Annotated in this window: 25 protein-coding genes; 9 read left to right on the forward strand and 16 right to left on the reverse strand. The window is 46.0% G+C overall.

The window, feature by feature from the left end; translation table 11 throughout:
- Positions 1–70: 70 nt before the first annotated feature.
- Positions 71–1,528, forward strand: a complete 1,458-nt coding sequence (gene gatB, locus CLV27_RS01890) for an Asp-tRNA(Asn)/Glu-tRNA(Gln) amidotransferase subunit GatB (RefSeq protein WP_132525259.1) — start codon at positions 71–73, stop codon at positions 1,526–1,528.
- Positions 1,529–1,534: 6 nt separating this feature from the next.
- Here the strand turns inward: gatB and murC are convergent, their stop codons facing one another.
- The 16 genes from murC to hypF form a co-directional block, all read right to left on the reverse strand.
- Complete coding sequence (gene murC / locus CLV27_RS01895) at positions 1,535–2,887, reverse strand: UDP-N-acetylmuramate--L-alanine ligase (protein WP_243644831.1); 1,353 nt, start codon at positions 2,885–2,887, stop codon at positions 1,535–1,537.
- Between the two features lie 12 nt (positions 2,888–2,899).
- Positions 2,900–4,138, reverse strand: a complete 1,239-nt coding sequence (locus CLV27_RS01900) for an efflux RND transporter periplasmic adaptor subunit (RefSeq protein ID WP_132525261.1) — start codon at positions 4,136–4,138, stop codon at positions 2,900–2,902.
- Positions 4,135–5,391, reverse strand: coding sequence for a TolC family protein (locus CLV27_RS01905; RefSeq protein WP_132525263.1), 1,257 nt, complete (start codon positions 5,389–5,391; stop codon positions 4,135–4,137). The genes CLV27_RS01900 and CLV27_RS01905 overlap by 4 nt, the downstream gene beginning before the upstream one ends.
- Before the next feature lie 77 nt (positions 5,392–5,468).
- On the reverse strand, positions 5,469–6,194 hold the full coding sequence (gene hypB / locus CLV27_RS01910; RefSeq protein WP_132525265.1) for a hydrogenase nickel incorporation protein HypB: 726 nt from the start codon (positions 6,192–6,194) through the stop codon (positions 5,469–5,471).
- Positions 6,195–6,196: 2 nt separating this feature from the next.
- Positions 6,197–6,895 carry a class I SAM-dependent methyltransferase gene (locus CLV27_RS01915; protein WP_132525267.1) on the reverse strand — a complete coding sequence of 233 codons (699 nt, stop codon included), beginning with the start codon at positions 6,893–6,895 and terminating at the stop codon, positions 6,197–6,199.
- A gap of 3 nt (positions 6,896–6,898) precedes the next feature.
- Entirely contained in the window at positions 6,899–7,249 is a 351-nt protein-coding gene (locus tag CLV27_RS01920; protein WP_132525269.1) for a hydrogenase maturation nickel metallochaperone HypA/HybF, read from the reverse strand.
- 2 nt (positions 7,250–7,251) lie between these two features.
- Positions 7,252–7,491, reverse strand: a complete 240-nt coding sequence (locus CLV27_RS01925) for a HypC/HybG/HupF family hydrogenase formation chaperone (protein ID WP_132525271.1) — start codon at positions 7,489–7,491, stop codon at positions 7,252–7,254.
- Complete coding sequence (locus CLV27_RS01930; protein WP_132525273.1) at positions 7,492–8,028, reverse strand: HyaD/HybD family hydrogenase maturation endopeptidase; 537 nt, start codon at positions 8,026–8,028, stop codon at positions 7,492–7,494.
- Between the two features lie 72 nt (positions 8,029–8,100).
- Positions 8,101–8,742: a Ni/Fe-hydrogenase, b-type cytochrome subunit gene (cybH, locus tag CLV27_RS01935; protein ID WP_132525275.1), complete on the reverse strand. Its 642-nt coding sequence runs from the start codon at positions 8,740–8,742 to the stop codon at positions 8,101–8,103.
- Positions 8,743–8,789: 47 nt separating this feature from the next.
- Positions 8,790–10,520, reverse strand: a complete 1,731-nt coding sequence (locus tag CLV27_RS01940) for a nickel-dependent hydrogenase large subunit (RefSeq protein WP_132525277.1) — start codon at positions 10,518–10,520, stop codon at positions 8,790–8,792.
- 28 nt (positions 10,521–10,548) lie between these two features.
- A complete protein-coding gene (locus tag CLV27_RS01945; protein WP_132525279.1) occupies positions 10,549–11,628 on the reverse strand; it encodes a hydrogenase small subunit in 1,080 nt (359 codons plus the stop codon).
- Positions 11,629–11,901: 273 nt separating this feature from the next.
- On the reverse strand, positions 11,902–12,189 hold the full coding sequence (locus tag CLV27_RS01950; RefSeq protein WP_132525281.1) for an ArsR/SmtB family transcription factor: 288 nt from the start codon (positions 12,187–12,189) through the stop codon (positions 11,902–11,904).
- A gap of 1 nt (position 12,190) precedes the next feature.
- Entirely contained in the window at positions 12,191–13,093 is a 903-nt protein-coding gene (locus CLV27_RS01955) for a Coenzyme F420 hydrogenase/dehydrogenase, beta subunit C-terminal domain (RefSeq protein WP_132525283.1), read from the reverse strand.
- Between the two features lie 9 nt (positions 13,094–13,102).
- Positions 13,103–13,840, reverse strand: a complete 738-nt coding sequence (locus tag CLV27_RS01960) for an NADH-quinone oxidoreductase subunit B family protein (protein ID WP_132525285.1) — start codon at positions 13,838–13,840, stop codon at positions 13,103–13,105.
- 11 nt (positions 13,841–13,851) lie between these two features.
- Positions 13,852–15,015, reverse strand: coding sequence for a nickel-dependent hydrogenase large subunit (locus tag CLV27_RS01965; RefSeq protein ID WP_243644846.1), 1,164 nt, complete (start codon positions 15,013–15,015; stop codon positions 13,852–13,854).
- Positions 15,016–15,020: 5 nt separating this feature from the next.
- Positions 15,021–17,267: a carbamoyltransferase HypF gene (gene hypF / locus CLV27_RS01970; RefSeq protein ID WP_132525289.1), complete on the reverse strand. Its 2,247-nt coding sequence runs from the start codon at positions 17,265–17,267 to the stop codon at positions 15,021–15,023.
- Between the two features lie 118 nt (positions 17,268–17,385).
- Here hypF and argS point away from each other — a divergent pair, with 118 nt between their 5' ends.
- Genes argS through CLV27_RS02010 form a run of 8 tightly spaced genes read left to right on the forward strand, consistent with a single transcriptional unit; the run spans position 17,386 to position 24,718 of the window.
- Positions 17,386–19,026, forward strand: coding sequence for an arginine--tRNA ligase (gene argS, locus CLV27_RS01975; protein WP_132525291.1), 1,641 nt, complete (start codon positions 17,386–17,388; stop codon positions 19,024–19,026).
- Positions 19,026–19,655, forward strand: coding sequence for an SPOR domain-containing protein (locus CLV27_RS01980; protein WP_132525293.1), 630 nt, complete (start codon positions 19,026–19,028; stop codon positions 19,653–19,655). The genes argS and CLV27_RS01980 overlap by 1 nt, the downstream gene beginning before the upstream one ends.
- Before the next feature lie 2 nt (positions 19,656–19,657).
- The gene (locus CLV27_RS01985) at positions 19,658–21,046 is read left to right on the forward strand and encodes a YchF/TatD family DNA exonuclease (protein WP_132525295.1); all 1,389 of its coding nucleotides are present in this window, start codon (positions 19,658–19,660) and stop codon (positions 21,044–21,046) included.
- A complete protein-coding gene (gene nikR, locus CLV27_RS01990) occupies positions 21,034–21,441 on the forward strand; it encodes a nickel-responsive transcriptional regulator NikR (protein ID WP_132525297.1) in 408 nt (135 codons plus the stop codon). The genes CLV27_RS01985 and nikR overlap by 13 nt, the downstream gene beginning before the upstream one ends.
- Positions 21,442–21,489: 48 nt before the next feature.
- Positions 21,490–22,233: a YebC/PmpR family DNA-binding transcriptional regulator gene (locus CLV27_RS01995; RefSeq protein WP_132525299.1), complete on the forward strand. Its 744-nt coding sequence runs from the start codon at positions 21,490–21,492 to the stop codon at positions 22,231–22,233.
- Positions 22,226–23,320 (forward strand): lytic transglycosylase domain-containing protein, encoded by a 1,095-nt coding sequence (locus CLV27_RS02000; protein ID WP_132525301.1) that lies wholly within the window; start codon positions 22,226–22,228, stop codon positions 23,318–23,320. Before CLV27_RS01995 ends, CLV27_RS02000 begins: the two co-directional genes overlap by 8 nt.
- A complete protein-coding gene (locus CLV27_RS02005) occupies positions 23,307–24,098 on the forward strand; it encodes a tRNA (adenine-N1)-methyltransferase (RefSeq protein WP_132525303.1) in 792 nt (263 codons plus the stop codon). Before CLV27_RS02000 ends, CLV27_RS02005 begins: the two co-directional genes overlap by 14 nt.
- The gene (locus tag CLV27_RS02010; RefSeq protein ID WP_132525305.1) at positions 24,098–24,718 is read left to right on the forward strand and encodes a MotA/TolQ/ExbB proton channel family protein; all 621 of its coding nucleotides are present in this window, start codon (positions 24,098–24,100) and stop codon (positions 24,716–24,718) included. The genes CLV27_RS02005 and CLV27_RS02010 overlap by 1 nt, the downstream gene beginning before the upstream one ends.
- Positions 24,719–24,725 lie beyond the last annotated feature (7 nt).

Here is a 24,725-nt window from a genome sequence, read left to right on the forward strand (position 1 = left end):
TTCCGTCCTCCGGAAGACTTTTTGGGTTAAAATTATAGGGCTCAGAAGAACTTAACAAGAGGAGATGAGGATGGAGTTTGAAGCGGTAATTGGTCTTGAAGTTCACGCACAGCTCCTGACAGATACAAAGATTTTCTGTAGCTGTAAGAACGAATTTGGAGCTCCACCCAATACTAACGTCTGTCCAGTGTGCCTTGGAATGCCCGGCTCACTTCCAGTCCTCAACAAAAAGGCCGTTGAGTACGCCGTAAAGGCCGCTTTAGCCCTAAACTGCAAGATTAACAGGTATTCTGTCTTTGCAAGGAAACACTACTTTTACCCAGACCTCCCCAAGGCCTACCAGATTACCCAGTATGAGCTTCCCTTTGCCGAAAACGGCTGGATAGAGATAGAAAAACCCGACGGGACAAAGAAGAAAATCAGAATTCGCCGCATCCACCTTGAAGAGGACGCAGGAAAGACAATCCACGGAGAAGGTTTAGACCCAAATTCCTACGTTGACCTAAACAGAGCCGGAACTCCCCTGATTGAGATCGTTTCAGAGCCGGACATCTCCACGCCGGAAGAGGCAAGGCTCTACATGCAGAAGCTCCGCGATATCCTTGTCTGGATAGGTGTAAACGACGGAAACCTTGAGGAAGGTTCTTTAAGGTGTGACGCAAACGTTTCCGTTAGGCCAAAGGGGTCTGATAAGCTCGGCGTCAGGACGGAGATAAAGAACGTCAACTCTTTCCGCTTTATCCAGAAAGCTCTCGAGTACGAGATTGAAAGACAAATAAAGGTTATAAAGAGCGGCGGTGAAGTTGTTCAGGAAACTCGCCTGTTTGACTCCCAGAAAGGTATTACAAAGACTATGAGGACGAAGGAAGAGGCAGAGGACTACAGGTACTTCCCGGAGCCCGACCTTCCACCTCTCATAATAGACGACGAGTGGCTTGAGGCGATTAAGGCTTCACTTCCGGAGCTCCCTGACCAAGTCAAGGAACGCTTCATTGAGAAGTACAAGATAACCCCTTACGACGCCGACATCTTAGTTAGGGACAAGGCCTTAGCTGAGTTCTTTGAGAAAGCAGCGAAGAGCTACTCCGGAGAAGCAAAGAAGGTAGCAAACATCATCATCTCTGACCTCCTTGGCGCTCTAAACGAAGAGAAGATTGAGATATCAGAGTCTCCAGCCAAACCCGAGCACGTTGCCCAGCTCCTTGAGCTCGTTGATAAGGGAGTTGTCTCCATAAGGGTCGCTAAGGAAGAGATAATCCCTGAAATGGTTAAAAGCGGCAAAGAGCCCAAGACAATCGTAGAGGAGAAGGGACTTACCCAGATATCCGATGAGTCAGCCCTAAAAGAGATTATCAAGAAAGTACTTGCAAATAACGAAAAGGCCGTAAAGCAGTACAAAGAGGGTAACGAAAAGCAGAAGCAAAAAGCCGTTAAGTACCTGATAGGTCAAGTCATGAAGGAAACTAAGGGTAAGGCTAACCCGAAACTCCTGAACCAGCTAATTCCTCAGGTTCTTGATGAGGGGTAGCGGTTCTTAGCCGCTGCCCTTTGTTATAAGTTCAAAGGCCCTTGTAACGTCCCCTGCCCCCATTGAGAGGAAAACGTCTCCCTCCTGTAAAACTCCAGAGAGAATAGCACAGGCTTCCTCAAGGGAACCGCAGTAAACAGCACCACACTCCTTTGCAAGTCTTTCTGCTGTAATTCCCGGTATTGGTGTCTCACCTGCAGGGTAAATGTCACAGATGTAGAGGTTCTCTATCCCCTTTAGGACGTTAACAAACTCCCTCCAGAGAGAGCTCACCCTTGAGAACCTGTGGGGTTGAAAGAGAACAACGAGCCTCCTATCTGGGAAAGACCCTTTAAGAGCCCTAAAGGAGCTCTCTATCTCTACCGGATGGTGGGCGTAGTCATCAATAAAGGTAACTCCGTTCACCGTCCCCTTTAGCTCCATCCTGCGGCTGGCGTTCCTGAAGAGCTCCAAGTACTCTGCCACCTCTTTAAAGGGAATCCCAACTTCAAGGGAAGTGGCAATTGCCGCAAGGGCGTTTAAGACGTTGTGTCTTCCCGGAACGTTTAACTTTACCCGTCCGAGCTCCTTACCCCTATAGAAAACGGTAAATATGGAGCCAAGACCTACAGGAGTAACAGCATTTGCGTAAAAGTCACTTTCAGAACTAAATCCGTAAACGAGCCTTCTCTTGTAAACCTTCGGCAGTATCTCCCTCACATTCGGACACTCGCCACAGAGGATAACTTTCCCGTGAAAGGAAACCCTGTTTGCAAAATCAAGAAAAGCCTCCTTAAGCTTCTCAAAGGAACCGTAGTAGTCCAGATGATCTGTATCTATGTTCGTAATTACCGAAATAGTCGGCGTAAGTTTTAGGAAGGTTCCGTCACTTTCGTCCGCCTCCGCAACAAGCCACCTTCCATTTCCACTTTGGGCGTTGATTCCTCCAAGGAAAGAAAGCCTTCCTCCAACGATTATCGTTGGCTCTAAACCGGCCCTATACAGAATAGTCGCTATCATAGAGCTGGTCGTCGTTTTTCCGTGAGTTCCGGCGACGGCAATACCCTCCTTAAACCTCATTATGTCAGAGAGAACGTCAGCCCTCGGAATTACCGGAATGCCAAGCTTCTTAGCCTCAAGTATCTCAACGTTATCCTCTTTTACGGCAGAAGAGTGGATAACAACGTCAGCCCCGTGAACGTTTTCGGGTTTATGTCCTAAGAAAACCTTTATGCCTTTCTCTTTAAGCTTTTTTACCATAGAGCTCTCTTTTAGGTCTGAACCCTGAACGGCATACCCCCTCTCCTTTAGAATGAGGGCTATTCCGGACATTCCTATACCGCCTATACCAACTATGTGAATTCGGAAACTTTCCTTCAAAGCCCCTCCAAACTACCTTTTCTCTACCCTTATAGCAACTGTATCGCCCTCTTTAAGGCCAGAAACTATCTCCGTAAACTGCTCATCGCTCCAGCCTACCTTTACAGGAACTTCCTTAACCTGCCTTCCCTCCACTTTATAGACGACATACTTTCCGTTCTTCCACTTGACGGCTGCGTTTGGAACAACAAGAACGCCCTTTTTAACTCCGGATATTATGGAGTTGTGGGTCGTCATTTCAGGGCGAAGGAGCTCTACGTTTTTAAAACCTCTTGCAACGACTATGTAGTAGACAACGTTGTTTTTCTTTTCAGGCTGAGGGTAAATTTCCTCTACCTTAGCACGAAAGACTCTATCCCTGTAAGTATCAACCGTAAAGACAACTTCCATACCTTTTTTAACTTTTCCAATTTCCGTTTCGTCAACGTATATCCAGTTTTCAAGTTTCTCAGGGTCAAGGATTGTTACAAACTGAGGAGCGTTAAGGCCTGCAACAACAGTCTCCCCCTCCTGAGTGGAAACGAAGGAGATAATCCCACTCTTCGGAGCGTATATGAAGGAGTAGGAGTAGCGGATTTCTGCCTGCTTAAGGTTAGCCTCTGCTACAGAGAGCTCCGCTTTAAATTTCTTTTTTAGCTCTTCAAGGTCCCTCTTAGCTACTTCAACCTCAAGCTTTGCCTTCTTCAAAGCTTCTTGAGCCGACTTTAAATTACTCTCTGCCTGTCTAAACTCAAACCTCGCCTGTTTTAGCTTCTGCTCGGTTGTGTAGCCGGCTTTAAAGAGCTCCTCCTGCCTCTCAAGCTCCCACTTTTTCAGCCTGTAGTTTTCTTCCTCTGCTCTAAGCTTAGCTTCTGCCGACCTTAGCTCCGCAAGGGCTGACTGGAGTTTTAACTCCTGAGCCTTTATCTTTTCAGGGTAGGTTCTCTTAATCTCCTCAAGCCTCGCCTTTGCCTTTTTAAGCTCCTCCTTCAGCTCCCTGTTGTCTATAACGGCTATGAGGTCTCCCTTTTTAACGTAGTCGCCTACCTTAACATTCTCCTTAACAACCGTTCCAGAAATCCGTGCTCCCACCTTTATCTCAGCTCCAACCTGAGGCTTAATTATTCCGGTTGCGTCTATTACCCTCTTGACCTCCCCTCTCTTTACGGTAACGGTCTCTACCGGAACGATTTTTACCTCTTTTTTTGACTTAAAGTAGATAAAACCGACCGCCGCAAGGACTATTAACAGAAATGCTAAAAACTTCTTCACTTCCTACCTCCAAGGAGCTCTCCGGTTGCCTTCTGCAGCTGAAGCCAAGAAAGGTTTAGCTTCAGAAGGGCGTCAATGTAGGACTCTTCCGCCTTCTTCAAGTTCTCATGGGCCTGAAGGAGAGCAACGATGTCGGAGACCCCGAGTTTATACTCGTTTAGAGCTCTCTCATAGGACCTCCGAGAAAACTTTAAAAAGGCTTCTGAAGATTTTAATATCTCCCTACTTGCCTTGAGGGACTCTAAAGCGTTTAGAACTTCCGTTTTTACGCTGTTTTTTACCTTTTTGAGCTCTACCTCCTTGACAACAAGATCCTTTTCGGCCGCCATTGAGCGGAGGGAGGTTACGCCGCTGTCAAAGACAGGAAAGTTTAAGGAGAGGGAGAGGTCATAGCTATTTTCTCTCGGGAAGAAAGAGGTCCCAGAGCGGGAGTAGGAGGCCGAAAGGTTAACTGTAGGGGAGAGGGTCTTTTTCTGGAGCTCCACGCTTAGCTTGGCTACTTTTACCTCCTTTTCTGCCTTCTTCACTTCAGGTCTAAGGGTAAAGGCTTTTTTCAGGAGCTCCTCTTTTTCTGGAACGGAGTAGTCTTTTTTCAGCTCAACTTCTGGAGTTTCACCTTCAGGAAGAGCGTAGTCCACGAGCTCGTTTAGAGAGTTAAAGGTCTGGATGTACTCCATAAGGGCTTCGGAGAGGGAGCTCCTTGCACTTTCAACCTCAGACTCGGCCTTTAAAACGTCGGTTATGAGGACAAGCCCCTCTTTATACTTCTTCTCAGCTACAGAGAGTATCTCCTGACTGTTCCTTAGAATTTTCTTCCTAAGCTCTATCTTTTCCTTCAGCGCTTTTAACTTAAAGAGAGCGGATATTCCTTCGTAGTACAAGCTAAGCCTAACCACATTAAGGTTATCTTCACCTACCTTAACGAAATACCTATCAATCTTAAGCTGAACCTTTTTTCTGAGGTCAACAGGCGTAGCCGTTAATGAAAGGCCTAAGGTATACTGCTGTTCCCAAGACTTTGAAGTAAAGGTTTGATTGGGGTAAAACTCTGTAACGCCGGCAGAAAGAGAAAGGGTTGGGAAGAAAGAACGTAGGGTCGCCTTTGCAGAGAGCTTGCTCTTTTCAACTAAAGCCCTCTCGCTGACAAGGCCCAAAGCATTGCGGTCTATCAGCTCTTTTAGTTCATCTGTAGTAACGGCATAAGAACTCGTGGCGGTTAGAAGCGTTAAAATGAATGCAGCTATTTTTCTCATTCTTTCTCTCGTGAAATGATAGTGTAAAGGAAATTTTACAAACTTCCCTCTCCCTCCCCTTAAAGCAAATATCTTAATTAGCCCTTTTTAAGTTCCCTAAGGTAGTTTAGCCACTCCTCCATTCCCTCTCCGGTTTTTGCCGAAAGGACAAATATCCTTAGATTAGGGTTAAGGGAGAGAGCCTCTTCCTTAACCTTCTCAACGTCAAAGTCAAAGTAAGGAAGAAGGTCTGCCTTTGTAATGATGAAAACATCTGAGGTTTTAAAAGCTTTTGGGTACTTTGCAGGCTTGTCTGGACCTTCAGGAACGGAAACGAGAACTACCCTTACGTGCTCCCCGAGGTAGAAGGAAGAAGGACACACCAAGTTGCCAACGTTCTCTATGAAGAGGATATCTGGAGCTCCTCCATCCATCTGCTTTTCAAGGGCGTGGAAACCCTTGTGGACAAGGGGAGCTTCAAGGTGACACGCCCCTCCTGTCGTAAGCTGAACGGCATAAGCTCCCTTAGCCCTTACCCTCTCAGCATCCCTCTCTGTCTCTATGTCCCCTTCAAGAACCCCTATTTTAAACTCGCCCTTTAGAGCCTCTATGGTTTTCTCAAGGAGCGTAGTCTTACCCGAACCGGGAGAGCTGATAAGGTTTATAGCCAAAACGCCCTTTTCGTCAAAGTGCTTTCTGTTTACCTCAGCAACCCTCTCATTCTCGTCTAAAAGGCTTTTCTTCACTTCTACAGTCTTCCTCGCTGAATCATCGGAAACAACCATAGTATTTCCGTGATTACCACAGCCACAAACGTCACACATCGTTACACCTCCTCCTTTATAGCTATTAAGACGCTTGCAATTCCTCCCATAAACTCCTTGAGTTTAACAACGGTGAAACCAAATTTAAGGAGAACTTTTCTAAACTCCCTTGCAGTGTAAAAGTTCTCTATAGACTCAAACAGGTAGTTTATGGCTTCTGAGTAAGATGGCACTACTATGCCATTGAGCTTCATGAAAAACCTAAATATGAAATTATTGGCAACGGTACAGGCATCATCCCTCTCCAGTTTAAAGAAGTCAAGAATCGCCCAGACTCCCCCCTTTTTGATTACTCTCTTAGCCTCTTCAACTGTTAACAAAGGTTCTGGAGAATTTCTCACGCAAAAAGAAGAAAACAGAATGTCAACGCTTCTGTCCTTAATCGGGAAGAATCTGTTATCAGAACAAACACAAAAAACATTTTGATTAGTGGCAAAATTTTCCTTAGCAAGCCCAAGAAGGGGCCTACTTATGTCGCAGTTAATTAGGACTGCACGGGGATTTTCTTTCAAGTAAAACTTCCCAACGTTTCCAGCTCCTGAACAACAATCCACAACAGTAACAGCATCTGGACGAAGAGCAACAGCTCCTTTCACTAAAGTCTTTCGCCACTTATCTATCTGTATTGGACTTGTAAGCCTGTTTATTACCTTTTCGTAGTAAATCGCGAAATCACTGTTAAAAATTTCCTTAACTTTCATTCTCTAAACCTCTAATTCAACCTCCACCACCTCAAGCTCCTCCCCACTAATAAGGGCAAGATTTAAAGATTTGCAGGCTGGACACTCAGGAAAGTAGACAGAGTCCACTTCAAATTCTCTTCCACAATCTTTACACTTGTAAACTAAAGAAACTTCCTCCACCAGAAGCTCGGCATCTTTCACTTCTTTAAACTCCCCTTTAAGGGCATCAAAGGCAAACTTAAAGGAATCAATAACAATACCTGAAAGTTTTCCAATTTTTACCTTAACTCTGGTTATTTTCTTCGCCTTTTCTCTTTCTGCAATTTCAGAAAGAGAACGAAGAAGCCCCAAAGCAATTGAGGTTTCATGCATGCTTACTTTCCCTCTTTATCAAGTACCGTTATAATTTCGTCAAGAACCTTCCAGATCTCCTTAGCTTCCTTTTCGTCAATGACTTCTATAGCATTTCCGACGTGAACCATCACGTAGTCTCCAACCTTCACCTTATCCTCAGGTAAGAGCATTAGGCTAATGTTCCTTCTCACTCCTTTGGCTTCAGCAACAGCCATAGGATAGTCAATCTCCACAAGTTTCATAGGAACGCCTACACACATTCAAGCCTCCTCAGAAGGTTTCTTTTCCCACCAGAGGTTAAGGGTTTCAGGCTCTTCTTTCTCTTTCGGCTCTACTCCCCAAGCTCTTAGTATTTCAAGAACTAACCTTTCAACTTCAGGTATCTTTTCCTCCAGTTCGGGCGACAAGTTAGTTCCCGTTTCTATGGACTTGGGAATAACTCCAACCAACTTTATCTCCTTGGGACAACTTCCCTTTATCTCGTTCAAAAGTAAAACTTCCTGAAGGCCGAGCTGGTGGGGAGAGAGTTTTAAAGGTAATCTATCCAGAAAGAAATCTTCCTTCTCGTAGAGCTTTATGTCTCCCGGCTTTCCCTCTGCCCTTACTACGTCTATGATGAGGAGCTTATCAAGTTGGTCAATCTCTGGAGAAAGGAGAATTCCGGCAGTACCTCCGTCTATGAGGATAACGTTGTCCGGAAATTCATACTTTGCTTGAAGGATATAGAGAAGCTTCACTCCAAAACCTTCGTCCCTAAGGAGAACGTTCCCTACTCCCATAACTCCTATCTTTTCCACCTAAGTTCCTCCTTAAAAATATAAGGGGGAGAAACCTCCCCCTTTAAAGTTCAAAGTTAAAGTTTACAAGGTTTACTTTTTGTGGAGAAACTTGTGACCGTCAAAGATTGAAGAAACAAGACCCTCTGGATTCCTGATGCTGTTCCAAACTACAATGTAGAGGTGAACGAGGATAAACCAAGCAAAGTACCAGTTGATAAGATGGTGTATGAACCTTGCCTCTTGCTGAGTTCCAAAGATAGAACCAAGTGAGCCAAAGAAATTGCTCTCAGGATAGAGAAGGTAAAGTCCTGTAATGGCCTGAATAACTGCGAGAATGATAGTGAAGAAGTAAGCAGTTCCTGCTAAAGCGTTGTGTCCAGCTCTCTCCTCATGTTCGTTTGTAAGGTATGCGTAGTAGAGGAGGGTAGAAAAGAGGTTCTTTACGTTTCTCCCGTTAATCGGAAGGAAGTCCGTAAGCCTTTCATACTTGTTTCCGAAGAACCAAAGGTAGAGCCTGAGGATTACCGCACAGGTAAAAATCATACCAGCTATGAAGTGTATCCACCTCATAGTAGCCATCGTGAACTGGTGGCTTCCTTCCATCCAAGTGTTTGTCCAAGGCCAGTTTATGTAAAGTCCCGTAACTATGAGGGTAAAAATTGACAGTGCAAAGGACCAGTGAAAGAGCCTGAGCAGTATGCTCCAGACGTACTTTTTCTCATAAACAGCCATTTTGTCCTCCCTACTATAGGCTTAAAAAGGGGGAGGCGCCGCTCCCCTTAAAGAACTTTCACCTTAACTATTTCCTCTCCCTTCGGGTCAATTACGTGTACAGCACAAGCAAGGCAAGGGTCAAAGGAGTGGATTGTTCTGAGAACTTCAAGAGGCCTCTCTGGGTCGGCTATTGGGTTACCAATGAGGGATGCCTCGTAAGGTCCCATTTGTCCCTTTGTATCCCTTGGGCTAACGTTCCAAGTAGAAGGAACTACGCACTGGTAGTTCTTAATCTTTCCGTTTTCAATAACGCACCAGTGGGAGAGAGTTCCCCTTGGAGCTTCGTGGAAGCCGCATCCCCTTATCTCTCCTGCTGGGTAGGAAGGTGGGTTGTAAATTTCAAGGTCTCCCCTTCCAATGTTGTCAACGAGTTGCTCCCACTGCTTTATCGCAAGGTCGGAGATTACCTGAGCCCTTATAGCCCTTGCAAGGTGTCTTCCCGGTGTGGACTGGAGAGCATCTACGTCCACTTTCACGCCCGCTAAGCTGCTAAGAGTTGAGAGAGCTCTATCAACGTACTTCCTCGTAAGCTCGTGTCCAAGGGCGTATCCGACGAGAACTTGCGCAAGAGGACCAACCTGCATCGGAACGTACTCGTTGCCACGTTTGAACCTTGGAGCTTTAGCCCAAGAGTACTTACCTTTCTCGTCAACAGTTCCATCTGGCTTAAATCCGGTGTAGTAAGGAACGGTTTCTTCTTCCCAAGGATGTCTGGTCCAGTCTCCTTTGTACCAAGAGTGAGCAATACACTCACGAACGTTCTCAACAAAGTAGGGGTCTCCAAACCTCTTAATCGGCTTGACCGTAGAGAGGTCTCCCCCAAATATCGTTCCGCCCGGAAGGTCAAACACTTCTCCCTTTGTATCCTGTGGAAGGTCTGGAACTGCAAGGTAGTTGTCAACGCCCCTTCCGTACTGAAGCCACTCCTTGTAGAGAGCACATATAGCAATCACGTCAGGAACGTAAACCTTGTGGACGAACTCTCTAACCTCTTCAAGGAGTTGCTTGATGTAGTAGAGCCTTTCCATATTGAGGGTTGCTTCGTGGTCCGGATTAACAGCAGTAGAAACGCCACCTACTGCAAGGTTCTGGATGTGAGGGTTCTTACCGCCCAAGATGGCTATTGCCATGTCGGCCTTTCTCTGGTAGTCAAGGGCCTGAAGGTAATGGGTAACCGCTAAGAGGTTGACCTCAGGTGGAAGCTTCATTGCAGGGTGTCCCCAGTAACCGTTGGCAAAGGGGCCAAGCTGTCCGCTTTCAACGAACTTCTTGAGCTTTTCTTGAACGGCCTTAAATACGGAAGCACCGTTTAACTTCCAGTCAGAGATGCTCTCTGCAAGCTTAGCGGTCTTATGAGGGTCAGCCTTAAGGGCAGAAACTACGTCAACCCAGTCAAGGGCTGAAAGGTGGTAGAAGTGAACGATGTGGTCGTGGAGGGCATGGGCTGCAATTATGATGTTTCTAATCATCTGAGCGTTGTAGGGGACCTCAAGGTTAAGAGCATTCTCAACAGACCTAACGGAAGCTATAGCGTGAACAGTTGTACAAACTCCACAAATTCTCTGGGTAAACATCCACGCATCGTCTGGCTCTCTACCCTGTAGGATTATCTCTATTCCCCTCCACATCTGAGCAGAGGAGTAGGCATCCTTTATGTAGCCGTTCTCTGGTAGAACCTCTATTCTAAGGTGACCTTCTATTCTCGTAATAGGGTCAACGACTACTCTTTTAGCCATCTTTGAAACCTCCCCATAGAGTTTTTAGTTACTCTTCAGACTTGGAACCTGTCGCAAGTTTCTTGGCGATACCAACACCAGCGTGAACTGCAATAGCCGCTGCTGTAACGCCAAGAGCTGTCTTTCCAATTTCAGTAGCGCTTGCCTGAATTCCCTTACCACCGGGTATCTTGACGTTTGGCAACCTCTTGTGGAACGGAGACATGGTATCCCAGAAGTTTGGCTCTGTACAGCCGTAACAACCGTTACCGACGGAGACAGGCCATACTTCTACATCGTTAAACCTGATAACTGGACAGTTGGAGTAGGTTTCAGGTCCCTTACATCCAACCTTGTAGAGACAGAAGCCAAGCTTGTGTCCTTCGTCTCCGAACTGCTCAACGTACCTTCCTTCGTCAAAGTGAGGCCTTCTTTCGCAGTGGTCATGAATCTTCCTTCCGAAGGCAAAGAGGGGTCTTCCATACCTGTCAGTTGGAGGAAGCTTCTTAAAGGTGAGGTAGTACAGAACGGTAGAGAGGAAGTTGTGAGGGTTTGGTGGACAGCCGGGGACGTTGATGATTGGCTTGTCCTTGATGATGTCCCTAACGCCTACTGCACCCGTTGGATTGGGTTTAGCTGCTTGGATTCCGCCAAAGGAAGCACATGTTCCAATTGTAATTATTGCAATTGCTTTCTCTGCCGCTTTTTTAAGTATTTCTACTGCTGTCTTTCCAGCAATCTTACAGTAAACTCCCCCATCCTTGAGGGGAATTGCTCCCTCAACTACTAAAATGTAGTTACCTTCTTCTATAGCTTTTTCTAAGTTTTCCTCCGCCTGCTTACCAGCAGCAGCCATGAGAGTTTCGTGGTAGTCAAGGGAAATCAGGTCAAGGATTAGAGATGCTAAGTCTGGATGTGATGCCCTAAGGAGAGACTCTGAACACCCCGTACACTCCTGAAAATGAAGCCAAACAACGCGGGGCCTTTGAGGGTTCTGGGCAGCTTCTGCCACTTTGGTCACCATTTCCATCGGAAGTCCCATAGCAGCTGTTGCTATAGCGCAGGCTCTAAGAAACCCCCTTCGTGAAACGGTTCCCGGGAGTCCCCCCATAAAGATGCTTCTATCCATTTTGTCCTCCTTATATCAGTTTATGCATCAACTTTTTACAAGATTTTAGAGAAAGTCTTTAAGCTCGTCAAGAGTATCATAAAGATTTTATTTTCTTTATTTTGAATTTTATGATACTTAATTAAGTATTTTTTATATAAAGAATTCTTTATATGCTAACGAGAAAATCGGGCAGGTAAAAAAAAACAACCACCACAGCCAATCCTGAATTCAACAAATAACACCCCCCTCCACACGAAGATAAAGAGAAGAGATAAGTAGAACTGGAAGACTTTAACCAAACAGGATGTCTAAAATTTCCTTTACAACAGGATTGGAAAGCCTATACATAACTTTCGTTCCTTCCTTCCTAAAGGAAAGGATTCCCAGCTCCTTCATCAGTCCAACGTGTTGGGAAACCTTTGGCTGGGAAATTCCAAGGATGTTAACTAAGTCCTTAACGCACATTTCTTGCTCGTAAACAAGAAGAGCTATTGCAAGCCTTTCTGGATGACCAAGAACCTTAAGGAACTCTGCCTTCTCTAAGAACTCTTCTTTCAGAACACTTTCGTAGGTAATCATTTTAGAATACCTCCTCTTCAATATTAAAGTCGCTTATCGCGTTCCAAACTCTGTAAAACTTCCTAAACCTATTTCCATCCCACTTGGAACCCGGTAGTCCCATTTCAACCCTTTCTAAGATAGAGTCTATGTTGAGAATCATCTTTTTCCTAAGGAGTTCCTCAACGTAAGAAATGTCTGATATTCTTAAAATATTAAATTTCAGGAGAGAAGGAAACCTCTTCTGGAGCAATCCGAGGGTTCTCCACCCCCTCTCACTCCTTATTATAAATATTCCGCTGTTTTCTTCCCTTTCAGGAATGTAAGTTATATCCGAACCTCTGGCTGAAAGGTTCAAACAGTACCTACAGGCAGAGCTCACGTAGTGGTGGTGAACTTCCACGTTGACCGGGAGCTCCTTCCCTGAGGAGAGTTTATAAACCAGACCCAACTCCGTGTAATAGCACCTTTCAACTTCTTCTCTTTCACCCAAAAGGTCAAGGACTTCACAGCTTAAACTCTCCTGAGTAAGCGCTCCGGTACAGAGGATACCCACTTTTAGAGCTACCGCTGTCTTTACCCAGTTACAACCGATACCGTAGTACTGGGTCTTGTTTAAGCCGTCCATCACGCAGGAAGGAGCAACTACCGCAATTCTACTCAGGTGATACTTCTGAATGGCCTTTTTAAGAAGGGTGTTTATTCCAAAAGAGCTGTTTATAGGAGAGAGCTCTATCTCAGCAGGAGTTCTAAAGAGCTTTGGAACTATCTTTTCTTCTTCCCTTTTTGCAGAAAGAACCCCATCTATGATTTCCAGTTCCATCACCTTTTTAAGAACTAACTGGAGAGGATTTTCCCCCTCAGAAACTACACGATAGATGCTTTTTACCTTCCCCAACAAGAAGTTCCTATCCAGCCTTAGCATTTCTTCCTCTTAGTAAACCGGTTGTGGATAAGGTTTGAAACTCTGCGGACACGCTGCAAGGCACGAACCGCAGTGAACGCAGAACAATGGATTAAAGGTTGGCTTCCCGTAAGTGTAGTTAAAGCCAAGGGCCCTTGCCGGACACGCAGTTACGCACGTTCCACATCCTACGCAGAGTCCCTTATTTATGACTTCCTTGACAACATCGTAGCCGGAAGCGTCCTTAGAGGAAGCCATAAATTCAAAGGGTTGTAAGAAATCCTCGTTTACCTCAAGGAGAGCCAGCATGAAGTTGTAGAGCAAAGATGGGTTGGGAGGACAGCCGGGAATTGCGTACTTAATCTTTCCCTTAAGTATCTCTACTTCTGTTAGTGGAATAAAGGACTGATGCGACGGTTGGGGAGGTTGACTCCCAACGCTTAACCTTCTTATTCCGCCGAAGGAAGCACAAGCTCCAACCGTAACGATTATGTTTGCTTTTTCTGCAAGCTCCCTTGCTAAAGAGAGGTGTCTCTTGTCTTCTATGCACAAAGTTCCTTCTGCGAAGGCAACGTGCATACGGGGTATAGTTTCCCTCTTCGTTAACATATTGGAGTAGACAAGCTCTACCGTATCAAGTATTTCAACGGCATCTTCAAACATGTCAAGGAAGGAAACTTGACATCCCGAACAGCTGGAAAAGTGGAAGAAACCTACTTTTACCTTGAGGTCATCCTCAAATATAAAATCCTCCTTTGAGAAGAACATTACGAACTCCCTTAGTGTACAGCACAAACTATGCAGGGGTCGTAAGCTCTCACCACGAACTCCACCTTTGACGCAGGCACACCCCTTAGAGCTCGTGAAATAGCTATAAGGTTAATTTCTGTAGGAACTACAATCTTATAATAAGTTATTTTCCCGCTCTTGTCCAACTTGACGGCATGAAGGTTAGTCCCCCGAGGAGCCTCATGAACTCCAACACCCAAAGTTTCTCCGTCTGAGGTAGGGAAGGTTCTGTTCCAAAGTTCTCCGTTAAAAGAGTGGTTTTCAAGAATCTCCCTTATCCTTTCAAGTGCTTCTAAATTCTCCAGAGCCCGCAAGATATGGAGCTCCTTCACTCCCCCTTTCGGCCTGTAACCTTCAAAGAGAACTTTCCTTGCTCTGGGCCCGGTCTCAACGGGTAAACCGTCAATAAAGGGATAGAGGTTCGTTACTTCCCGTTTTAGCTCTCCTTCAAAGAGCTCTTGGGGGTATTTAAAGGTAATCCTATTAAAGTCAAAAGGTTTCCCGTAGAACTTATCTGTGGAGAAAAAGGGTAGGTCATGAGAGCCGAAAGTCTCATCTAAGCCCTCCCTTTCCCACATCCTATCTATTCCAGTTGTAAACTCTTCATAGAGCTCCCTAACCAGAGGCTCTATCTCCTCTATGGAGGAGAGGAGCTTTTCCCTTATAGAGTCCTCAACAGGTTCTGAAATTCCCCCAACCCTTACGTTTGGCGAGTGGATTATCTCTCCGCCCAAGGTTTCAAGAAGTTCACCTGTAAACTTCCTTACTCTTTGAACTCTCTTGATAAAGGAAAACCTTTCATCCTTTTCGGGGAAGAGGTCCTCAGAAATCACTATCTGGTGGAGGAAGTTGTTGTATACGCGTACTGCAAGGCCGAGAACCTCCCTTAGGAGCTCAGCCTCCGGAGGAACTTCTATGCCGGCTGCCGCCTCAACTGCCCTTGCGGAAGCTATAGCGTGGGTTACCTGACAGAGCCCACAAATCCGAGAGGTAATAATGGGAGCAGAAATCGCCTCTTTGTCTATGAGGAGGGTTTCAAAACCCCGAACCGGCACGAGGGCAAAGTAAAAACCCTCCTTTACTACGCCGTCTTCAACCTCAAGGTAAAGCCCCGAGTGCCCCTCAGTTAGCGGAATGCCTTCTATTTTTAGCACCTTCCTCAAATTAGCCCTCCGTAAACGGCCTGTCCTAAGGAAATTCCTCCATCGTTGGGAGGAACTATCTGGTGAAGGAGAACTTTAAAACCTCTTTTAGTTAAAGTTCTGTATAGAGCCTCCGTTAAAAGCCTGTTCTGGAAAACCCCACCAGAAAGGGCAACGGCGTTAAGACCCGTTTCGTCCCTTAGCCTTTCAACAACCTCAACAACCATTTTAACAACCGTGTTGTGGAACTTTCTCGCTATCTCCTCTACAGAAAGGGAACTTTTATCCTTTACTAACTGCTCAATAACCGGTCTCCAGTCAACCTCACTGTCAAAAAGGTCAAAGTGGTAGGATTCTTCCGTGTTGAACTTAAGAGCTCTCTGCTCAAGAAGTATGGCTGCCTGAGCTTGGTAACTAACCTTCTCCCTTATTCCTAAAATAGCAGAAACGCCGTCAAACAGCCTTCCCATACTTGAGGTTAGAGGAGAGTTTATTCCCTTTTTTACCATCTGTTCTATAAATAACAGCCTTTTAGGCTCAACCTTTAAAACTTTTTTCGGGTCAATGCCGGACTCTAAGAGGAGGAAAACAGCAACTCTGTAGGGTTCTTTCACGGCCTTATCGCCACCGGGAAGCCTAAAGGTCTTAAGGTGAAACTTCCTCTCAAACTCTGTATACCCGGCAACTAAAAACTCTCCTCCCCAGATAGTTCCGTCCTCCCCGTAGCCTGTCCCGTCAAAGGAGACTCCTATGACCTTACTCTCAAGGGGAACTTCGTTTTCTGCCATACAGGATATAACGTGGGCGTGGTGGTGGAAGACCTGAACGAGCTTATCCGAAAACTTTTCTTTTCCGAATCGGGTAGAGTAGTAAAGGGGGTGTCTATCACAGACGACAACTTCCGGCTCTACCTCAAAGAGGTTCAGCATATCACTAACAACTTCCTCAAAAAAGCTCTCTGCCTTTGGGTTGTCAATGTCGCCTACGTGCTGTGAGATGTAAACCTTGTTCTCCTTTGCAACGGCAACGGTGTTCTTCATGTGGACGCCAAGGGCTAACACAGGTCTCTTTAAAGAGAAGGGAAGTAGAACCGGTAGAGGAACAAAACCCCTTGAGCGACGGATTGGAACTTGTCTTCCGGCCACTATTCTGACAACGGAGTCGTCACAGCGACGGACTATACGCCTATTGTGAACCAGAGCTCCATCTGCAATACTGCCAATAATGGAGAGAGCTCCCTCGTTGTCCTTTATTATCGGCTCGTCTGTAACGTTAGCACTTGTTGCAACGATTGGCCTTTTAAAGTCCCTGAGTATTATGTAGTGTAGTGGCGTATAGGGTAGGAAAGCCCCGACTGTAGAGTTCTCCGGAGAAACGGACTCTGCAAGGTCTGTGTCTGGCTTTCTGTCGAGAATTACAATGGGAGCTTCAACTGATGTGAGAGCTCTCTCCTCTAAGGGAGAAACGAAGGCGTACCTCTTAACAGTTTCTATATCAGGAAACATAACGGCAAAGGGCTTTTCTTCCCTCCTCTTGCGATGGCGGAGCTCTTTAACAGCCTCTTCGTTCGTTGCATCACAGATTAAGTGAAAGCCCCCAAGTCCCTTTACTGCTAAAATCTTTCCAGACTTTAAATATTCGGTAACTTTTCTTAGGGCTTCTTCTCCTTCAGCAACTAAGCTTTTCTCCTCGTCAAAGAAAGAGACGGTAGGGCCACACTCAGGGCAGGCGTTTGGCTGGGCGTGAAAGCGTCTATCTGTAGGGTCTTCATACTCAGAGAGGCACTTTTCACACATTTTAAATTCTTTCATACTCGTGTTCGGTCTATCGTAGGGGAGTTCCTCTATAATCGTGAAACGAGGGCCACAGTTTGTACAGTTTATAAAGGGGTAGCGGTAGCGCCTGTCTTTTGGGTCAAAGAGCTCCTTTAAACACTCACTACACGTTGCAAGGTCTGGAAGGACTGAGACCTTTACCTCTCCACCCTTTTCGCTCTTCCTTATCTCAAAGTCCTTATATCCAACGGGCTCTAAGAACTTATACTCAAGGCTGAAAATCTTGGCTATCGGGGGTTTTTCCTTTTGAAGCCTTATTAAAAAAGTGTGGAGCTCCTCCTTTTCCCCTTCAGCCTCAATCACAACTCCAAGCTCCGAATTCAGAACATAACCTTTTAACCCGAGCTCCTTAGCAAGCCTATAAACGAAAGGCCTAAAACCAACCCCTTGAACAAGTCCAGTAACAAAAACTTTAACCCTTACCTTCAAGTTACTCCCTCAAACCTTAGCATTACGACCAATTAAAATTAACCCAAAGAAATCACAAGAGAAAAGGTCAAGTGGTAGAATTCCCTTTGGCAAAGGGACTAAAGAGAAGGGGTAGAAAATGAAGGAGTTTGTGAGGGAAAAGGTAACTGAAGCTATAAAGGAAGTTTACGGAGAGGATAAAGTTTCCGTAGTAGAGAGGGCAAGTTTTGAAAAGCCAAAGAAAAAGGAGTTTGGAGACTTTGCAACAAACGTCTCATTCCTGCTGGCAAGGGAGCTAAGGGAAAAGCCCTTTGTGATTGCACAGGAGCTCTCTGAAAAGCTTTCTCAGCTTTCAGAGTTTGAGAAGGTAGAAGTAGCCGGTGGAGGTTTTATAAACTTCACATTTAGCCAGAACTTTTACGTAAAGCTCCTAAGAGAGGTAGCAGAAACAGACTTTTACGTTTCAGACATCGGGAAAGGTAAGAAAATTCTCCTTGAGTACGTCTCCGCAAACCCGACAGGCCCCTTACACGTAGGGCACGGAAGAGGAGCAGTCGTTGGAGACGTCCTATACAGAATAATGAAGTTAACGGGCTACAGCCCAGAGAGGGAGTTCTACATAAACGACGCAGGAAGACAGATAAAGCTACTGGGACTCTCCATTTACGCAAGAATGAAGGAACTTAAAGGGGAAGACTATCCCTTCCCTGAAGACGGCTATAAAGGGGAGTACATAAAAGAGCTGGCAGAAAAACTACTAAAAGAGAGGCCTGACATTTTGGAGCTCCCAGAAGAAGAGGCCGTTGAAGTAGCCTCAGAGTTTGGAAAGGAGGAGCTCCTTAAAGAGATAAAAGAGGACCTAAAGGAGCTCGGCGTAGAGTTTGACAGCTGGTTTAGCGAGAAGGGACTTTATGAGAGAGGAGAGGTTGAGAGGGTATTAAAGCTCTTAGACGAAAAAGGACTTCTATACGAAAAGGACGGAGCTCTCTGGCTAAAAACAACCCTCTTTGGAGACGATAAAGACAGGGTTGTAAGGCGTTCAAACGGTGAGTACACCTACTTTGCCTCAGACATAGCCTACCACTACAACAAGATTGAGAGGGGATACGACAAGGCCATTGACGTCTGGGGAGCAGACCACCACGGCTACATCCCAAGGGTAAAAGCTGCAATAGAAGCCCTTGGAAAAGACCCCGACTGGCTTGAGGTTGTCCTTATACAGCTTGTTAAGCTCTTTAAAGGTGGTCAGGAAGTAAAGATGTCAAAGAGAGCCGGAAACTTTGTAACCTTAAGGTGGCTAATGGATGAAGTCGGCGTTGACGCAGTAAGGTTCTTCTTCCTCTTAAAGCGCCACGACACTCCCCTTGACTTTGACATAGACTTGGCACTTTCAGCAAAGAACGAAAACCCCGTCTACTACGTCCAGTACGCCCACGCAAGGCTCTGTAGCATAATTGATAAAGCAAAGGAGAGGGGGCTTGAACCAAGGGACGAACACCTCAACCTCCTCTCTTCAGAGGAGGAAAAAGAGTTAATAACTGGATGCTACATGCTCCGTTACGAGCTTCAGGCAGCTGCAGAGAGGAGAGAACCCCATAGGCTCACCTACTATCTCATAGATTTGGCCTCAAAACTCCACAGGTTCTACAACAAGCACAGGGTTGTTGACGAGGAAAAGAAAGAGCTAACTTCTGCAAGGCTCTACCTTATAGAGGCCGTAAGGAAAACAATAAAAACTGGCCTTGATATCCTTAACATAAACGCACCGAGGAGGATGTGATGGAAGGGGATAGGAGGTTACAGGTCATCCTTATCTTAGTGGCTACCGTCATATTTGTCCTGTCATACATCATCGGCTACATGGTGGGGAAGGAGGCGGGGTTTCAAGAAGCAAAGGCAAAGTTTGAGGTAGAAAAACAGAGGCTCTTAAAAACCCTTGCCGAAATAAGCCCCGTCTCAAGGCCGATAGAGGACAAAGTCGTTAGTGAAAAGGCAGAAGAGGAAACTGAGGAAGAAACTGAAGAGGGAGAGGAGGAGAGCAAAGCAGAGGAATCAAAGGAGAGTCAAAAGCAAGAAGAAAGTAGCCAGCAAGATGTCAGCTCCCTCTCAGCACCTCCGTTTCAAAAGCCAGAGGTTCAACCAAAGCCCGTTCATCCTAAGCCCCAAGTTGTGGAAAAGGAGGAAGAGGAAGGCAGGTTCTACCTCCAAGTTGGCGTATTCAGGAATAAAATTAACGCCTCAAGGCTCGCTGAGAAGCTAAGGGAAAAGGGTTACGAGGCGAAAACTGTTACCCATCACGGTAAGTATATTAAGGTTATAGTAGGTTACTTCTCCTCAAAAGAGGACGCCCTTAAAGTAAAGGAAGAGCTTAAAAAGGACGGTTACAACTCCATACTTAGACGGAGGTAGACTTGATAGACACTCACGCCCACATCCACTTCCCCCAGTTTGACGAGGACAGGGAAGAGGTCATAAAGGAGTGCGAGGACAAGCTAACTGCAGTCATAACCGTTGGCTGTGACCTTGAAGATAGCCTAAAGGCGATAGACGTTGCCCATAAAGGGAAGAACATCTACGCCTCTGTAGGAATCCACCCCCACGAGGCAAAGAACTACTCCGAGAAGGACTACGAGAGGCTTTTAGAAATTGCCAAGAGTTCCCCCAAAGTTGTAGCAGTCGGAGAGGCAGGACTTGACTTTTACAGAAACCTCTCACCGAAAGAGAAGCAGTACGAAGTCTTTGAGATGCAGGTTGAGGCGGCAAGGGAGTTAAACCTTCCGATAATAGTCCACACGAGGAACGCTGCCAAAGAGATGGCAGAGTTCATAAGGACGAAGTTTAACGGCGTCAGAGGGGTTATCCACTGCTTTAGTGGAGAGAGGGAACTCCTTGAGGCAGCCCTTGACGCAGGTCTCTACATCTCCTACGCCGGACCTGTCACGTACCCAAAGAACAGCGCCCTAAGGGAAACTCTAAGGTTTGTCCCAAGCTCACGGCTACTAATTGAAACTGACTGTCCCTACTTAGCCCCACAGCCCGTAAGGGGTAAGAGGAACAAGCCTGTTTTTGTTGCCCACACGGCGCTAACCATAGCCAAAGAACTTGGACTAAACTTTACAGACATCGTCAGGATAACCACCATCAACGCAAAGCGCCTCTTTAACCTTCCACTAAGCGACGCAGAAAAAAAGGAAAGGCTTGCCTACCCTGTAGGGAACAGGCTCTACCTAAACCTCTCTACTGACTGCCCCTGTAACTGTAAGTTCTGCTTTAGGGGGTCTGAGGACTTTATCCTCGGCTACAACCTGAACCTTAAAGGAGAACACGTAGCCGAGGAGTACATGTACAGGGTCAAGAACCCCGGAATTTACGAAGAAGTTGTCTTCTGCGGTTACGGAGAGCCCTTTACCCGCTTTGAGGATATGAAGAAGGTACTGAACTGGCTCAAGAAGATGGGAGCTAAACGGATAAGGGTTAACACCTGTGGACTTGGATACCTCATAACCGGCAAAGAGGACATCTTAGACGAGCTAAAAGGACTTGTTGACTCCTTTAGCGTTAGCCTCAACGCCTCATCACCAGAAGAGTACTACAGGGTAGTCAGGCCTTCCTTCGGAAAGGGAAGCTGGGAGTCTGCTTTAAAGTTCATTAAGGACGCAAAGGAGAAGGGCTTTAAAGTTACAATAACGGCAGTAAGCTATCCCGGATTTGATGAAGAATCCTTTAAGAAGCTGGCAGAAACTTTAAACGTTGACTACAGAATAAGACCATTCAAGAGGTTTAAGAAATGGGAAGAGTAGCCCGTTTTGCCATCTCAATAGACGAGAAGCTCTTAGAGAAGTTTGACAACTTCATAGAGAAGAAAGGCTACGTCAGCAGGTCTGAGGCCATAAGGGACCTCATAAGGAACGCTCTGATAGAGGAGTCCATAGGGGAGGACAGAGAAGTTTTTGGAACGATAACGATAGTTTACGACCATCACCAGAAGGAGCTAACCGACAGAATAACGGAGATAGAACACAGCTACCTTGAGAACATAATATCAACTATGCACATCCACATAGACCACCACCACTGCCTTGAGACGATAGCTGTTAGAGGAAAGGCCAGCAGAATAAAGGAGCTTGCCGATAGAATTATTACGTTAAAGGGCGTAAAGCATGGAAAGCTTGTAGTAACTGGGATTGAGCCTTAAAGAGGGCAGTCTATATTCTCTCTTGAACAAAATCTGGGAGGTAACTCCATGGCTGGACATTCCAAATGGGCAAACATAAGACATAGAAAGGCAGCTCAGGACGCTAAGCGCGGTAAGCTATACACGAAGCTGGCAAGGGAAATCACCGTTGCAGCAAGGGAAGGAGGCGGTGACCCAGAGTTTAACCCAAGGCTCAGGGCTGCCATTGAGAAGGCCAAGAAGTTCAACATGCCCAAGGAGAACATAGAGAGGGCTATCAAGAGGGGAACTGGCGAAATTGCCGGAGAGACCTACGAGGAGATTACATACGAGGGTTACGGTCCCGGAGGCGTTGCAATAATCGTTAAGTGTCTAACGGACAACAGGAACAGGACTGCTGCAGAGGTTAGACACGTCTTTTCAAAGTACGGCGGAAACCTCGGAACTTCCGGGTGCGTTTCTTGGATGTTTGAGAGGAAGGGCGTAATTATCGTCCCTGCTGAAAAGTACGATGAAGATACCGTTATGATGGCTGCAATTGAAGCCGGAGCTGAGGATGTTAAGAGGGAGGACGACAAGTTCATAGTCTACACAGAGCCTTCTGAGCTTGAAGACGTCAGGAAGGGAATGCTGAGCGCCGGAATAGAGATTGAAGAGGCAAAGCTTGACCTTATCCCGACCACAACAACGAGGGTTGAAGGAGAGACTGCAGAGAAGGTTCTAAAGCTCCTCACAGCACTTGAAGACCTTGACGACGTTCAGGAGCTCTACTCCAACTTTGACATGCCCGAAGAGGTTATGAATAATGCCTAAATTTTCGGGAGCTCTCCTTTTTTTCCTCCTACTTTTTCCGGCAGGCCTCTGCGGGGCTCAAATAGACAACCTAAACTCCTGTGTGAAGGAAGAGTCAGAGCTGATTCTCTGCAGAACCTTAAAGGGTTCTGAGCCCCCAGACCTGCCGGAGAAGGTAGAACTTGACCTTCCTTGGGATAAACCCTCCTTTCAGTTCTGGAGGTCGTACTACAAAAGCCGTTGGAACAGGCTAAAGCTCATCTCACAAATAGACAACTTTAAGCTCTTCTACCCAACGCTTAGAGAAATCTTTAAGAGGGAAGGACTACCAGAGGACCTCGTCTTCTTAGCGATAGTTGAGAGTAACGGAAACCCTGCAGCCATCTCTAAGGCAGGGGCGGCAGGCCTTTGGCAATTAATGCCAGCAACAGCAAGGCTTTACGGCCTTAAAGTGAACCGCTACATAGACGAAAGGTTTGACATTGAAAAGTCAACAATCGTTGCAGCAAAATATCTCAAGTACCTATACTCGGTATTTGGAAGGTGGGACTTAGCAATAGCCGCCTACAATGCCGGCCCCGGAACTATAAAAAAGAGGTTAAAAAAGCTCGGAGCTGAACATTTTTGGGACTTAACGAAACTCCCAGACGAGACACTAAATTACGTTCCAAAGTTTTACGCCGTTCTCTCATTTATAAAGAGCTCCAACCTATTTAAAGAGGAAGACCCAAAGGAAAGGCTCGTTAAGGTAAAAGTTCTTTCCAGAACTTCCCTCTACCGTATCTCAAAGAAGCTCCAAGTTCCATATAGGATAACAAGACGTTTTAACCTACAGTTTAAGAGAAGAATTGTCCCAGCAGGGTACTACGTTTACATCCCCCTTAGATACGTGAAAAGGAGTGAGCTGGTTAAGTACATCGCATCCTCTAAGGTGTACGTCTACGTTCCAAGGAGGAGCGAGAGGATTACTTCCATTGCTAGACGTTTCGGCGTAGACGTCTCTCTCATAAGGGAGCTCAACCACTTAAGGAGAAACGTAGTCTACAGAGGGCAAACGCTACTCATAGTAAAAAGGGAAGAAAAGGGAAAAGAAGATGGCCGTAGTTAAGGAGACAGACACCGTAATCCTCTACGACCCGGAAAAGGGAAAGAAGTACTTTTTAAACCTTTCCCTTGCAAAGGGGAAGTTTAACACCGACAGGGGAGAATTGGAGCTCTCAGAGCTCGTAGGAAAAAGGTACGGAGAATTTGTAGAGACCCATAAAGGGTTTCGCTACGTTATCCTACCCTGCACGCTCTACGATTTCATAATGTATAAACTCAACAGGCTCACTCAGATAATCTACCCAAAGGACTCTGCCTATATAGCTTTAAGGCTCAACGTAAAGCCCGGCGACACGGTGGTAGAGTGCGGTATCGGCAGTGGTGCAATGACTGCCGTTTTTGCCCATATAGTTGGAGACACGGGAAAAGTGATAAGCTATGAAAAGAGGGAGGAGTTCATAAAGAACGCCCTATCAAACCTCAGGAAACTTAACTTAGAAAATAGGGTAATCGTAAAGCACAAGGACATAGCCGAAGGCTTTGACGAGAAAGACGCGGACGCCGTCTTCTTAGATGTTAGAGAGCCGTGGCTCTACATTGAGCACGCCTACAGAGCTCTAAAAACCGGCAACATGCTCGGCGTTCTTGTCCCAACCGTCAACCAAGTGATAGAGGTCTTAAAAAAGCTTGAAGAAATGCCCTTTATGGACGTTGAGGTCTGCGAGATACTCCTCAGGAAGTATAAACTCGTTCCTGAGCGCTTTCGTCCAGAGGACAGAATGCCTGCCCACACAGCCTACCTGATATTTGCAAGAAAACTACCGGAGGGGATGAAAGAGTAATGGAAACTTTAACCCTTCTTCAAAAGTCAGGGATTGTAGGTTACATACTTCTCCTTCTATCCATTATCTCACTAACAATTATCATAGAAAAGGCAATTACCTTAAGGCTTTCACGCCTCGTTCCGAGGGAGGACCTGAGACTCCTCGTTGACTTCTTAAGCGAAGGAAACGTTGGAAATGCTATAGAGCTCTGTAAGAAGAGGAGAAACCTCCTAACGTCAATAGTCCTTGACGCCCTTAAAAACGTTGGAACACCGACAAAGGAAAACTTCCTCCACGCCTTTGAAGTAACGGCAAGGAGGAAATTCTTAGAGCTTGAAAGGGGAATGGCGCTACTTGCAACAATAGCTGCAGTTTCCCCACTACTCGGACTTGTAGGAACTGTCCTTGGAATGATAAAGATATTCGGCGTCTTAACTACTGGAGCTTCGGTTATAGGCAACCCTCAACAGCTTTCAGGTGGAATCGCCGAAGCTTTGCTCACAACTGTCTTTGGACTTTTCGTGGCTATTCCCGCCGTAGTTATGTACAACCTCTTCCAGAAGAAGCTTGACAAGATAGCAGCCGAAATAGAGGCAGCAGGAATACTCATAGCAAACAACTTTAAGGGACTTTCCTAAAGGGAGG

This window comes from Phorcysia thermohydrogeniphila, assembly GCF_004339575.1.
Taxonomy (GTDB): domain Bacteria; phylum Aquificota; class Aquificia; order Desulfurobacteriales; family Desulfurobacteriaceae; genus Phorcysia; species Phorcysia thermohydrogeniphila.